At 43.0% G+C, this 12,750-nt stretch carries 12 protein-coding genes and 1 pseudogene; 3 read left to right on the top strand and 10 right to left on the bottom strand.

The annotated features are described in order from the left end of the window. Positions 1-236 precede the first annotated feature (236 nt). The 3 genes and pseudogenes from OKW21_RS17870 (at position 237) to OKW21_RS17880 (ending at position 2,388) form a co-directional block, all read left to right on the top strand. Complete coding sequence (locus OKW21_RS17870; RefSeq protein ID WP_277481669.1) at positions 237-1,139, top strand: alkaline phosphatase family protein; 903 nt, start codon at positions 237-239, stop codon at positions 1,137-1,139. A 117-nt stretch (positions 1,140-1,256) separates the two neighbouring features. Continuing rightward, a pseudogene (locus OKW21_RS17875) lies at positions 1,257-1,328 on the top strand (hypothetical protein); the annotation flags it as partial. A 25-nt stretch (positions 1,329-1,353) separates the two neighbouring features. Next, on the top strand, positions 1,354-2,388 hold the full coding sequence (locus tag OKW21_RS17880) for a TIGR03364 family FAD-dependent oxidoreductase (RefSeq protein WP_277481670.1): 1,035 nt from the start codon (positions 1,354-1,356) through the stop codon (positions 2,386-2,388). 55 nt (positions 2,389-2,443) lie between these two features. Here OKW21_RS17880 and OKW21_RS17885 read toward each other — a convergent pair whose 3' ends face one another. From OKW21_RS17885 to OKW21_RS17930, 10 genes are all read right to left on the bottom strand, one after another. Next, the gene (locus OKW21_RS17885) at positions 2,444-3,250 is read right to left on the bottom strand and encodes a M48 family metalloprotease (protein WP_277481672.1); all 807 of its coding nucleotides are present in this window, start codon (positions 3,248-3,250) and stop codon (positions 2,444-2,446) included. Positions 3,251-3,269: 19 nt separating this feature from the next. Further along, positions 3,270-3,767, bottom strand: a complete 498-nt coding sequence (locus OKW21_RS17890; RefSeq protein ID WP_277481674.1) for a DUF6702 family protein — start codon at positions 3,765-3,767, stop codon at positions 3,270-3,272. 134 nt (positions 3,768-3,901) lie between these two features. Further along, complete coding sequence (locus OKW21_RS17895) at positions 3,902-4,765, bottom strand: SDR family oxidoreductase (RefSeq protein ID WP_277481677.1); 864 nt, start codon at positions 4,763-4,765, stop codon at positions 3,902-3,904. A 167-nt stretch (positions 4,766-4,932) separates the two neighbouring features. Next, positions 4,933-5,868 carry a bifunctional riboflavin kinase/FAD synthetase gene (locus tag OKW21_RS17900; RefSeq protein ID WP_277481679.1) on the bottom strand — a complete coding sequence of 312 codons (936 nt, stop codon included), beginning with the start codon at positions 5,866-5,868 and terminating at the stop codon, positions 4,933-4,935. Positions 5,869-5,928: 60 nt separating this feature from the next. After that, a complete protein-coding gene (truB, locus tag OKW21_RS17905; protein ID WP_277481681.1) occupies positions 5,929-6,636 on the bottom strand; it encodes a tRNA pseudouridine(55) synthase TruB in 708 nt (235 codons plus the stop codon). Positions 6,637-6,645: 9 nt separating this feature from the next. Continuing rightward, the gene (locus OKW21_RS17910) at positions 6,646-7,440 is read right to left on the bottom strand and encodes an undecaprenyl-diphosphate phosphatase (protein ID WP_277481683.1); all 795 of its coding nucleotides are present in this window, start codon (positions 7,438-7,440) and stop codon (positions 6,646-6,648) included. Positions 7,441-7,475: 35 nt separating this feature from the next. Then, entirely contained in the window at positions 7,476-7,682 is a 207-nt protein-coding gene (locus OKW21_RS17915) for a DUF3098 domain-containing protein (protein ID WP_277481686.1), read from the bottom strand. A 111-nt stretch (positions 7,683-7,793) separates the two neighbouring features. Further along, positions 7,794-8,693, bottom strand: coding sequence for a cell division protein FtsX (locus OKW21_RS17920; RefSeq protein WP_277481688.1), 900 nt, complete (start codon positions 8,691-8,693; stop codon positions 7,794-7,796). 34 nt (positions 8,694-8,727) lie between these two features. Continuing rightward, entirely contained in the window at positions 8,728-10,602 is a 1,875-nt protein-coding gene (gene yidC / locus OKW21_RS17925) for a membrane protein insertase YidC (protein WP_277481690.1), read from the bottom strand. A gap of 211 nt (positions 10,603-10,813) precedes the next feature. Beyond that, complete coding sequence (locus OKW21_RS17930; protein WP_277481694.1) at positions 10,814-12,424, bottom strand: CTP synthase; 1,611 nt, start codon at positions 12,422-12,424, stop codon at positions 10,814-10,816. Positions 12,425-12,750: the final 326 nt, after the last annotated feature.

A 12,750-nucleotide genomic window follows, 5' to 3' on the forward strand; every position in this document is an offset into this window, starting at 1 on the left:
TAAAGTTTAAAAGTTTATAGCGCTTTGATAATTTAACCAGTTTCAAACAGGAAATTGAATATAGCATAAATAAAGGGGCGCTGGATTAAATTAATGTTATCATTTTTCAGAATAAGTTGAATTAAATTCAACATAAAATAATCATTCCATGAGATTTAACAATAAATTCTTATGGGATTTGCTACTGATCAGAAAGAAATTTTTACCTTGTTCAGGCAAAATTAAGTTAAATTCGCATGCGAAATCTCGTTACCTGCTCACTACTCTTTCTTTCATTAGCCTCGGATATACATGCCCAGATGTTGCCGGGGATTAAACATGTTGTGCTGATTGGCATTGACGGACTGAGTCCGGAAGGCATATTACAGGCCACTACGCCTACCTTTGATTCATTGATGCAGGAGGGGGCTTATTCTATGACTGCCCAGGCAGTACTACCTTCCAGCAGTGGGCCCAACTGGGCTTCTATGATCTACGGAGCCTCTCCTGAAGAACATGCTGTCTACAACAATGAATGGCGCCCTAAAGATATTGGAGATCAGGTGCTGTGCAATGAGGATTCAGGAAGTATGTGGCCCAGTATATTCCGTCTGGTTAGAGAAGAATATCAGGAGGCTGACCTGGCAAGTTTTCATGACTGGCCTACCATAGGAAGGTTAATTGAGCCAGGCGTACTCAATATGCTGGCAGATACCAAAGGTGAAGATCGTACTGCTGAGGCGGCGGCTTCTTATTTGTTTGAACATGAGCCTTCTCTGATGTTTGTTCACCTGGATCATGTTGATCATGCCGGACATTCACAGCAGTGGGGCTCAGCCGAATACCTGCATGCGGTAGAAAAAGCTGACCATCTGACCAACCTGATTCTGGACGGATTACGCAAAAAAGGTCTGCTGGAAGAAAGCCTGATCATCCTCACCTCCGATCATGGAGGCATTAATACCAGCCACGGCGGCAATACGCCCGAAGAAACCACTATCCCCTGGATCATCAGTGGGGCTAATGTGAAAGGCAGTTATGAGATTCCTGATGATATCATGACCTATGACACTGCTGCTACCATTGCCTATGTATTTGGCATACAGCAGCCTTCCTGCTGGATTGGTCGCCCGGTCATTAGCGCTTTTACGGAATATTAAGTGATGAGTAATGATGGATGAATAATGTGATAAACATAATGTACTTATTGCAAAGGTTCAGTGTATTGAATTATCAGAATATGCAATTTTCAAATCTGTAATTATTAATTCTTTTCCATGCAAAAGCAATTTGATGTAGCTATCGTGGGTGCTGGAATAGTAGGCCTGGCAGTAGCACTGGCTTCAGCCCGTAAAGGCAAAAAAGTAGCTGTATTTGAAAAGAAATCCCCGTGCCATCGGGGCTTCTATTCGCAACTTTGGTCTGATCTGGCCTATAGGTCAGGCCCCTGGACCGGCACTGGAAAGAGCGTTACGCAGCAGAGCTATCTGGCTGGAAGTAGCAGAAAAAGCTAATATCTGGCTTACTCAAAATGGCTCCTTACACCTTGCCCATCAGGCAGATGAGATGGCGGTACTGGAAGAATTTATGGCGCAAAACCAAAACAATGGTTATGAATGTCAGCTGCTTACCTCTGCTCAGGCTTCACAAAAAAGTAAAGGTGTTAAACATGAAGGATTGCTGGGAGGCTTATGGAGTGCAAGCGAACTGACTGTTGACCCCAGAGAGGCCATTAGCAAACTACCTGCCATGCTGGAAGAGCAGTATGGGGTAGCGTTTTACTTTGATACCGCCATCAATGCCATAGAAAAAAATAAACTACAGGCGAATCAACAGTCCTATCAGGCCGAAAAGATATTTGTATGCAGCGGCAGCGACTTTGAAACGCTTTATCCGGAAGTGTTTGCAGAGACTGAGATTACCAAATGCAAGCTACAGATGATGCGCACTGCTGTTCAGCCCAATGATTGGAAACTCGGCCCTACCCTATGTGGAGGTTTAACATTGAGGCACTATGCGGCTTTTCAGGACTGTCCCTCTTTACATGCGATGAGCGACCGCTTTGATGCGGAAAACCCAGCCTTTGCGTTGTGGCATATACATGTGATGATGGCTCAGAATGGTTTGGGGGAACTGGTGATTGGAGATTCTCATGAATATGGCAAAGCTTTAGGCCCATTTGATAAAGAAGAAATTAATGGTCATATCATGGATTACCTGCATACTTTCGCCCAGGCACCTGACATGCAGATTGCAGAGCGCTGGCATGGCATTTATGCTAAGCTGCCCGGAAAAACAGAATTTATCGCCCATCCTTCTGAGGAAGTGACTATCGTCAACGCACTAAGTGGCGCAGGCATGACCCTGTCTTTTGGGCTGGCAGAAGAAGTAGTCACTGACATTTTCTAAAAAAATAAGGATAGCCAGTAAGACTATCCTTCACTAATACATTGGTATTTTTTATTTAAGGCAGCATGGCTTTAAAGTCATCGTAGGAGGCTGGGTCTAAGGGATCCGTATCGCAGCCTACTGCATTGGCTTTTTCAGTGATGTTTTCAACCCTGCTACCAGGGTCAGGATGGGTACTCAAAAACTCTGGCGTGCCCCCTGCCTGCCCCTCTTCTTCCAGTTTCTGGAAAAAAGAGCGTGCTGCCGCGCAGTTGTATCGGGTATCAGAGAGATATTCTACGGATTTCTCATCCGCGTTCCTCTCGAAGTTTCTGCTAAACTTTAAACCCACTAAACCTGTGGCGATTTGTCCTAGCTGCTGGGCAGTACCATCGCCTAATACTATACTCAGTAGTAAGCTAGCACCATATTGTCTTTCCATCTGACGTGCTGAATGTTCCAGATCGGCATGGGCAATCTCGTGGCCCAGTACGCCAGCCAGATCATCCTCCGAGTCCAGGTATTTGATCAGTCCGGTATAGACATAGGCAAATCCACCGGGAGCAGCAAATGCATTCAGGGTTTCATCACCCTCTATAATTCTGATCTGCCAGGGGAATTCTTCGTAACGTACCGCATTTGATCTTAAGATTTCATCAAAAATACCTTCCAGGTAATCATATGCTTCAGGATACTCTGATGCGTCCAAAACCGGATATTCTCCGGGGCTAGCCATAATGGTAGAATCCAACTGGCGGCCTAATTCAATCTGCTGCTCGGGAGAAATAAATAATGCACTGTCTTCTTCACAGGAAGAAAAAGCAATAAATAAGGAGCAGCTTATCGCATAAAAGAAAAATCGGAATGAAAATTTATTGTTCATAAAAAAAGCATTAGAAATATTAACCAAATGAAACTTCATCTAGCAAACGATTTCCTGCAAGTTTCATGCTCTTAATGACGCCACCGTAGTTGACATGCACAATATTTATCTGATCGTCAAAAATTTCTGTCAGGATAGAACTTCTTACCTGTATGTTTTCTAACTGCTCCACATCGCTGATTTCAAAGTAACACCACATCGCCATATCTTCTACTTCCTTGCCCAGATAGGCTGCCTGCACCTCTTTTCCGTTCACTTTGATGTTCATGTGCTTCCGCAGATATTCTTCTACATACTGGTCCAGGCTTTGCGGATCCTTAGGGTTAAGCACATCAACAAAGGCCTGCTCAGGAGTTCTGAACTGCTCGTCATTTAATGCTTCTTCCAGATCATCGGCAAAAATCTTGAGGGTAATTTGCAGCGTATTTTCATCAGAAGCGTGGTGAATACTCATCACACTGACATGGAAGGGGTGAAAATTAAGCAGCAAACTTGTAAGGATATATGCTAGAATCATGTTTTTGCTTTCTTAAAACCATTGAATTTTATCTCAGTCGCGAAGCTGGAAGTCTGACAGCCAAAGTAAGATCTGCCTTCCGTCTTCCGGCTCCGGGCCTTTCTTCTAAACGGAAAATCTCCTGAATTCATCCCTTAATCTAGGGAAAGCTTTTCTGCAAACTGATCAAGAGTAGTCTCCGGCTTGCCCAACTGCTTCCAGGTTTCCTCCGCACGGAAAGTTTCAGGATAGTTGTTGATACTTTCTATAATGTGCGCACCATAATTGGCTTTGGAAGTAAAGATTCCCAGTAATTTGAGTATACCTATCGGCATTTTACTGATTTTTAATTTTTTTCCGGAAAAATGCTGAGCAAATATCTGTAGTGCTTCCTCCTGTCCGATCGCTTCCGGCCCCTGCACAATATAATGATGATTGCCTTCGTCTACTCGCAATGCTCGGGCTACCTGCTTACCATAATCATGGGCAGCGATCCACCACAATTTATGCTTAGGTTTACCCACCAACAGCAGGCGATTGCCCGACATAAACTGGCCGGGTATCGCTTCCATAAAGTTTGAGGGATAGAAAATCGTATAAGGAATTCGGGATTCTTTAAGTTGTCTGATCGCATCTCTCTTCACTCCAAACACCCACCAATCTGATGAATACTCCTGTACCAGTGAAGACAGGTTAGCAATGCGCTGCACCCCTTCCTTACGGGCAGCAAGTATAACTTTTCGCATGCCGTCTCTTTCAGCATGAAAACCTTTTTTGGGCTCATCCTGACTTACAGAAAGGCTCAGGTACACCGCATCCATTCCTTTGATTGCCTTGCTGATAGCCTCATCACTCTGCAAATCTCCCTGCATCAGTTCAATATCATCCGGAAGCAGTTTTCTTGCTTTGTCTACATTGCGTACCAGCGCTCTGAGTTGGAAACCTGCTTTATGTAGTTCCAGGGCTACCGGACGCCCCAACATACCTGTGGCACCTATGATGAGTACTTTCTGGATCATGAGGTTAGTAGTGTGAAGTTTCTGGTTATTATGGTAGATTACTTGTAATGCACCCTATCCATATCATAAAAATTTTATTGAATTATCGCTAAGAGAGACCTATAAAGCTAAGCAGAATTGCCGGAAAGAAAATAAACCTAACACTTTAACATCTTCATACTTAATCACTACTTAAACTCTGCCAGGATCTTCAAAGCATCTTCACGGTCTACTGCCAGTTGTGCTTTGAGTAGCTCAATATTCTCATACTTCATGTCAGCACGAATCTGCCCTATGAATTCCACCTGGAGTGTTTCTCCGTAAATCTGCGTATCAAAATCAAAGATATTGACTTCAATATTACGCTGCACTCCATTAATGGTGGGACGCACACCAATATACATCATACCTTCAAACTGCTTACCCTCCCATCTCACTCTGCAGGCGTATATACCATCTTCAGGAATTAGCTTATAACGTTCAGGGACTACTAAGTTAGCAGTAGGAAAACCCCAGCTTCTTCCCAGTTGATCTCCTTTCACTACTTTACCAGTGATTTGATAGGGCTGCCCCAGGTATTCATTAGCTGTAAAAATATCTCCTCCTTCCAGTGCGTTTCGGATTTTGGTGGAGCTTACCCCCACATGATCTACATCCTGGCGGGGGATCTCTTCTACCTGGAAGCCATATTTGTCAGCGTTTTCTTTGAGATAGTCAAAGCTCCCTTCACGATTCTTACCGAAGCGATGGTCATAACCAATGATGAGATATTGAGTATCAATTTTTTTGACCAAAATATTACGGATAAACGCTTCGGAACTGAGCTGGGAGAACGCTCTGGTGAAAGGTATGCGAACGACATGATCAATTCCCACTTGCTCAAAAATTTTTACTTTTTCTTCAAATGTGGATAAAAGTTTAAGTGTGTCGTCTTCGGGATGCAGGACCATTCGCGGATGCGGCCAGAAAGTAACTACCACAGTTTCTCCACTTCTCTGCCTGGCAATTTCAACCAGTCGCTTTAGTATTTTCCTGTGCCCTATGTGTACACCATCAAAAGTACCGCTGGTCACTACAGCAAGCCGGGGCTGCTCAAAAGAAGTGCTACCATCGTGTACTTTCATAGTTAAGGTTTTATCTCTTTTTGTAATTGATAAATGGATAGTTTGTTATGACACTTGCATTTATGATGCGTTTTTTTTGATCAGGTCTACAAACTCATTGATCTGATAGGCATCGCTCACATGAAACGCTCCATTGCGCGTACGGCGCAGGCTGGATAAATAAGCCCCCACACCCAGTGCTTTGCCAAAATCGCGCACCAGGCTGCGGATGTAAGTACCTTTAGAACAGACTATACGAAAATCAACTTCCGGCAGTTCAATTCTGGTCAACTCAAAAACACTTACCGTAACTTCACGAGGCTTTACAAGCACTTCTTTTCCTTTGCGGGCTTTTTTGTACAGGCGTTCTCCTCCTACTTTGATAGCCGAATACATTGGAGGGACCTGCTCAATTTCACCTATAAACTGCTTGCCAACGGCTTCCAGATCATTAGCATTCAGATGGTCTATAGGGGTATCACTATCAAAATCGGTTTCGAGGTCTATTGAAGGAGTCGTCTTACCTAATACTAAAGTACCGGTGTATTCTTTTTCCTGTGCCTGAAACTGCTCTATCTGCTTGGTCATCTTACCTGTACAGAGGATAAGTAAGCCTGTAGCCAAAGGATCCAAAGTACCAGCATGACCAATTTTTTTGAGTTTGATTTGATAACGGAGCTTATTCACTACATCAAAAGAAGTCCATTCCAGAGGTTTATCAATCAGTATAACTTCTCCCTGCTGAAAGTTATAATGCTCTTTGTCAAATAATGAATAATTTTCAGGCATGAATATTTTTTACGTCAATGCGGTAATAATGGCGATGATGCCTACAATTAAACAATAGATGGCGAAGTAAATAAGTTTTCCTTTTTTCACTATAGAGATCATCCACTGGCAGGCTAATAAGCCAGAAACGAAGGCAGCGATAAAGCCCAGCAAAAGAGCTGTTCCGGAAATCCCGCTTGCTAAGGCCGGCTCTTCAATAAAATCTTTTACTTCTAACAAAGAAGCTCCGATGATAGGCAAGAGTACCATCAGAAAAGAAAAGCGGGCAGCTTTTTCCTTTTCAACACCTATCAGTAATGAAGTGGCAATGGTAGCTCCCGAACGGGATATGCCGGGCAGAATAGCGATAGCCTGCGCCATTCCGATGATAAAAGCTTTGGGATACGTAACATTCCCCCCCTGCTTCCTGGCGTAATAGGTCATGGCCAGTAGAGTAGCTGTCAGTAAAAGCATAAAACCTACTAATAGCACATCTCCACCAAAAAAGGCTTCAATCTGATCTTTATAAAAAACACCGATAAGGCCTACGGGGACCATGGAAAGCAGAAGCTTGGAAATATACTTTAGCTCATCATTCCACTGAAACTTAAAGAGCCCAATGATCAGCCGGGCAATGTCTTTACGAAAAACGACTATGGTGCTGAGGGCGGTAGCACTGTGTACCACTACAGAAAAGAGCAGGTTGTCCTTGCTTTGTACTCCTAATAAAACTGTTCCCAGTTCAATATGCCCGCTACTGCTTACAGGCAAAAATTCGGTAAGTCCCTGAACGACTCCTAAGATAATGGCTTCTATGATAGACATAATATATACTCACTTTAGACTTGCGTGAGCAAAGATCATTCAGGTTTGGTCAAAATAGCAAAGAATTCTACGATAAAACCTATCATCACCGTAATTGGACCTAAAGTTAACCCTAAAAAGCCAAACCCATACTGCTCGCCGTCTAATGACATTAACGTAAAGCCCAGTATGAGAATGCCAATTCCGATGACCATCAGAACATAATTTTTCTTTCCAAAAGGAAGTTGACTTTTATCTGCCATGATTTATAGTATTAAAGTTCTTGGTTTTATGGTACAATAGTGTTTAGGGTTATGGTTCATTCTTCTTGGCGCTATAGCTTTAGAGTTCTAAGGGCTAATGTTTTTTACTATCTAATACAGTTCATCCAAGGACATTTTTAAGTATCTGCTTATGGCCCGATAAGTACTTAAAAAGCCAATAAACCCTCCTACGATAAGTAGCAAACCCATTAATATCATAATATTGGTAGGGTTTTGTAACTGTTCAATATCTTCAATCTGCTGGTTGAGGTACTGCAATACAAAGAGCAGGAGTACAGATGCCAGTATGCCTCCTAGTATCCCGTGCATAAAAGAACGCCTCAGGAAAGGACGTTGAATAAAGCCCGAAGTAGCACCAACCAACTGCATGCTCCTGATCAGAAAGCGCTGGGAAAAAAGTGCCAGACGAATTGTATTGTTAATCAACACGGCCACAATAATCACCAGCAACACCGCAAAGCCCAACAAGACCAGGCTAACCTTGGCCAGATTCTGGTTAATTGAACGCACCAGGTTTTCAACATAAGTAACTTCAAAAACGCCATTCATGCGTTCTATATCCAGCTTTACCTTGGCCAGTGCTTCAGTATCCTGATATTCCTGATTGATCTTGATAATGTATGCGTCCCGCAGAGGGTTTTCTCCCAGAAACTGGGTAAAATCTTCGCCTGTATCTTCAATAAACGCTTCTGCTGCCTCTTCTTTAGAAATAAAACTAATCTGCGGTTGCTCTTCGTCAACCGCTACATACTCTTTTCCCGCAAGGGTTTTCTGAATCTGAATTTTATCATTTTCTGAAATGGTACGATTCAGGAATATCTGCATGGTCACATTTTCACGGATCATACGGGTAAGGCTGTTGGCATGAAGAATTAACAGACCGAACAGGCCAATCACAAAAAGTGCCAGCGTGATACTGAAGACCACACTAACATAGGGGTAGCTCCCCAGCTTTTTTTTCTTTTTGTGTTTTACCTCTTTTACTTCCATGACAATTTTTCAGAAAAACGAAAGTCTGTGGTAATTATTTACCTTTACGGCCAGTTTTATTACCTCCACCTTTGTTGCCATTCTTACGGCTATCTTCACTGGCTTTCATTGCCTCTTCCAGACGTTGCTGAAACTTTGACTTCTTCTTGTTTTTATTTCTCTTCTTGTTCTCGTCCAGAATCTTACGGATTTTTTCATCATCCACAAACTTACGGATGATGGCCTGCTGACCGAAAGTAACAATGTTAGACACAAAATAGTAGAAGCTCAAGGCTGCAGGAAATGAATTCAGCACGAACATGAATATGAGCGGCAGAAAATACTGCATATTTTTCATCGGCCCCTGTACGGTACTCGCCTGATTGTTGGACCAGGTATACAATATTGTTGAGGCAGTCATCAGCAGTACGAACAAGCTCACATGATCGCCATAAAAAGGAATGGTAAACGGTAAGTCCAGTATGGAATCATAGGTTGACAGGTCTTCTGCCCAGAGGAAAGGCTCCTGGCGCAGCTCAATGGCATTGGGGAAGTAATTGAACATCGCCAGCAGTATCGGCATCTGAAGTAGCACCGGCACACAACCGCTCAAAGGGTTGACACCTACTTTCTGATACAATTGCATCTGGTCCTGCTGAGCTTTCGCCATATCGTCCCCATGCTTTTCTTTAATTTCATCCAGCTCCGGCTTCAGGACCTTGATCTTTGCCATGGAGATGTAAGACTTATACGAAAGCGGGAAAAGCAGGGTCTTGATCACCAGCACCAGTATAATTATGATCACCCCATAGTTACTGATAAACTGCTCCAGCCAGTGGAACATATACGAGATAGGGTATTTGCTAATCCACTTTACTATGGGCCAGCCAAAATCAATATTTTCCTCAAAATCAGGGGCGACTTTGGTCATTACCTGCTGGTCGTTAGGCCCAAAGTAATATTTATAAGAGAGTGTGCCGTTGCTTAGGTCTTCCAGCCCCATATTCACCGCCATATTCATCGTCTTGACCAGAGTGGTATTATCTTCTTCCGGGCTGTCTGTTGTTAAACGTGCCTGACTAAAAGACTCATCCGCGATGACAGCAGCACTAAAAAAGCGCTGCTTCATGGTAATCCATTTCAGCGGTACTTCTACTGTTTCTTCCTCCGCTCCATCGCCCATCAGGGATGATAACTGCTCAAAATCTCCATCAGCCGTATAGTAGTTCAATGAACTTCTGCGACGACTTTCTTCCATGTTCTGCTCCAGCGGGCGAAGCCGGCTGCTCCACAAAAACTGCAGATCACTACTGTTTAGTGCTCCTGTAGCATTTTGCAGCTCAAGATGATAACTTATTTCATATCCTCTTCCGGGAATGCTGTATACCTGCCTGATCTGCCCGCCCCCATCCAGCTTCGCTGAAAGTGTGACCACTGTAGTGTCTTCACCACTGACACTTACTTCAGAGGCATCGCTGTTATAGTATAGATTATAAAGGTCTATTTCACCGCTGGGAGTAGCCGCCAGTAAATTAATATCACTGCTTTCTTCATTGAAAAGTACGAGTTGATTACCTGATCCATCTTTATAATTTTTCAGCTCTACCCGCTCTACTGTTCCTCCGTGCGTATTAATTTCCAGAAGCACATCTTCACTTTCAACCGTTATGGTTTCAGCCGCCCCGCTTGCAGCCTGAGCAAATACCCCATAGCGCTCACGATTGCGTGCCTGTTGTAGGGAGTCTTTTTCGGCCGTTGCTCCTGCATCCTGCTCCATTACAGGCTCCTGCTGCTGTGCAGGTGCTTCATCTACCTGTTGAGCCTGTTGCTCATTTTCTGCCGGGGGTGCCGGTTCCGGTGCAAAAAACTGAAAGTAGACAATGAGTAAAAGGCCCGAAAGCAATAAGCCTATTGCTTGGTTTCTATCCATAATATTTTTAATTCTATGATAAGAATAGATACAATTTTATGCGTCTTAAAATTTCAAGAGCGCAATATTAATGATTAATGATCAATGTACAATGAACAAGCAGCAAGAGCTCATTCCTTCCTCTGTGTATAAGTCTTAAGCACTCAACTTTTTAAGTTGAATCTACATATAGGTTGCTCTCTTGCTGTTTTTTATTTCACTATACCCAAAATTATTGTTTATTTTCTTTGGCAGCCTTGATAAAACGTACAAACAAAGGGTGCGGGCTCAGGACCGTACTCTTAAGTTCGGGATGATACTGAGTGCCCAGAAACCAGGGGTGATCTTTAAGCTCAATGACTTCTACCAGTTTTGAATCCGGGTTGATACCACTGGCTATCATGCCCGCCTTTTCAAATCTTTCCAGGTATTCGTTGTTATATTCATAACGATGGCGGTGCCTCTCCTGTATGGTTTTGCGTCCGTAGGCCTGATATGCCAGGCTTCCTCTTTTAAGTTCACAATCGTAAGCTCCCAAACGCATGGTTCCTCCTTTGTTTACAATATTTTTCTGGTCTTCCATTAATGCGATCACCGGCTGCTTAGTTTTAGCATTCATCTCGGTTGAATTAGCGTCATGGATGTCTAACACATTACGCGCAAACTCTATCACTGCACATTGCATTCCCAGACAAATCCCGAAATATGGTATTTTATTTTCTCTGGCGTAACGTGCTGTCACCAGCTTGCCTGGAATACCACGTTCCCCAAAGCCCGGCGCTACCAGTATACCATCCAGCTCACCTAAAACCTCTTCTTTATTTTCTTCGCTTATGGATTCGGAAGAAATCCAGCTTAATCTGACTTTACATTCATTTTCAGCACCAGCATGTACAAATGCTTCAGCAATTGATTTGTAAGCGTCCGGCAGTTCCACATATTTACCAATCACCCCAATGTTCACCTCGCTCAATGGGTTTTTGTAACGACCCAGAAACTCTTTCCACTGCTCAATATCCGGTTCTCGCTTATGAGACAATTTGAGCTTGCTGAGTACCCTTTCATCCAGTTTCTCCTTCCGCATAAGTAGCGGCACATCGTAAATAGTATCCGCATCCACCGCCTCTATGACCGAGTTGATATTTACATTACAGAAAAGCGCGATTTTTTTCCTGATATCCATAGGAAGATGCCGTTCTGAACGACATACAAGAATATCCGGCTGTACGCCTGCTTCCGAAAGACGCTGAACCGAGTGCTGTGTTGGTTTGGTTTTAAGTTCTTTGGCAGCTTCCAGATAAGGAACTAAGGTAAGGTGAATGACCAGAAAGTTGCTACTCCCCAGCTCCCAGCGTGCCTGACGCACTGCTTCTATAAAAGGAAGAGATTCAATATCACCCACACAGCCCCCGATCTCGGTGATGACAATGTCAAACTCACCTTTTTCACCTAAGCGAAAGAAGTTAGACTTGATCTCATCTGTGATATGAGGAATCACCTGAACTGTCTTCCCTAAATAAACCCCCTTTCTTTCTTTGGTGATTACATTGTTGTAAATACGACCTGTAGTTACATTATTGGCTTGTGAAGTACGGACATTTAAAAACCGCTCGTAGTGCCCCAGGTCAAGATCCGTTTCTGCCCCATCATCTGTCACATAGCACTCGCCATGCTCATAGGGATTCATAGTGCCCGGATCAATATTGATGTAAGGATCAAATTTCTGGATGGTAACCCTGAAACCTCGCGACTGTAGCAGCTTACCCAGCGATGCTGAGATTATTCCTTTACCTAATGAAGATGTAACGCCTCCCGTTACGAAGATATACTTAACTGAACCCATAAGATGTTGCCTCCCATTGTTTTTGGACTTTAGCAAATATTATGGGGCACAAAGTTACGGGAATAAATAAGATTATTAAGTAATCCTGACGATTAAAGTTGATGCCAGCACAGATGATTGCTAAACGGTGATTTTTGTAACATTTTGCATATTATTAAGTAGTTAAATGGCAATGAATTTAATACTGACCCAAAAACTTTCAAATAAAACTTACATTAGATACATTAAGGTCTTTTGTGATTTATCCGATTACATTTTTTAGTTATAAGCCTAGATATTGTGGTTACAAAATTCATAAAATTAAATTTTTACGTGTAATTATTACA

It is taken from the genome of Catalinimonas alkaloidigena (assembly GCF_029504655.1).
Taxonomy (GTDB): Bacteria; Bacteroidota; Bacteroidia; order Cytophagales; family Cyclobacteriaceae; genus Catalinimonas; species Catalinimonas alkaloidigena.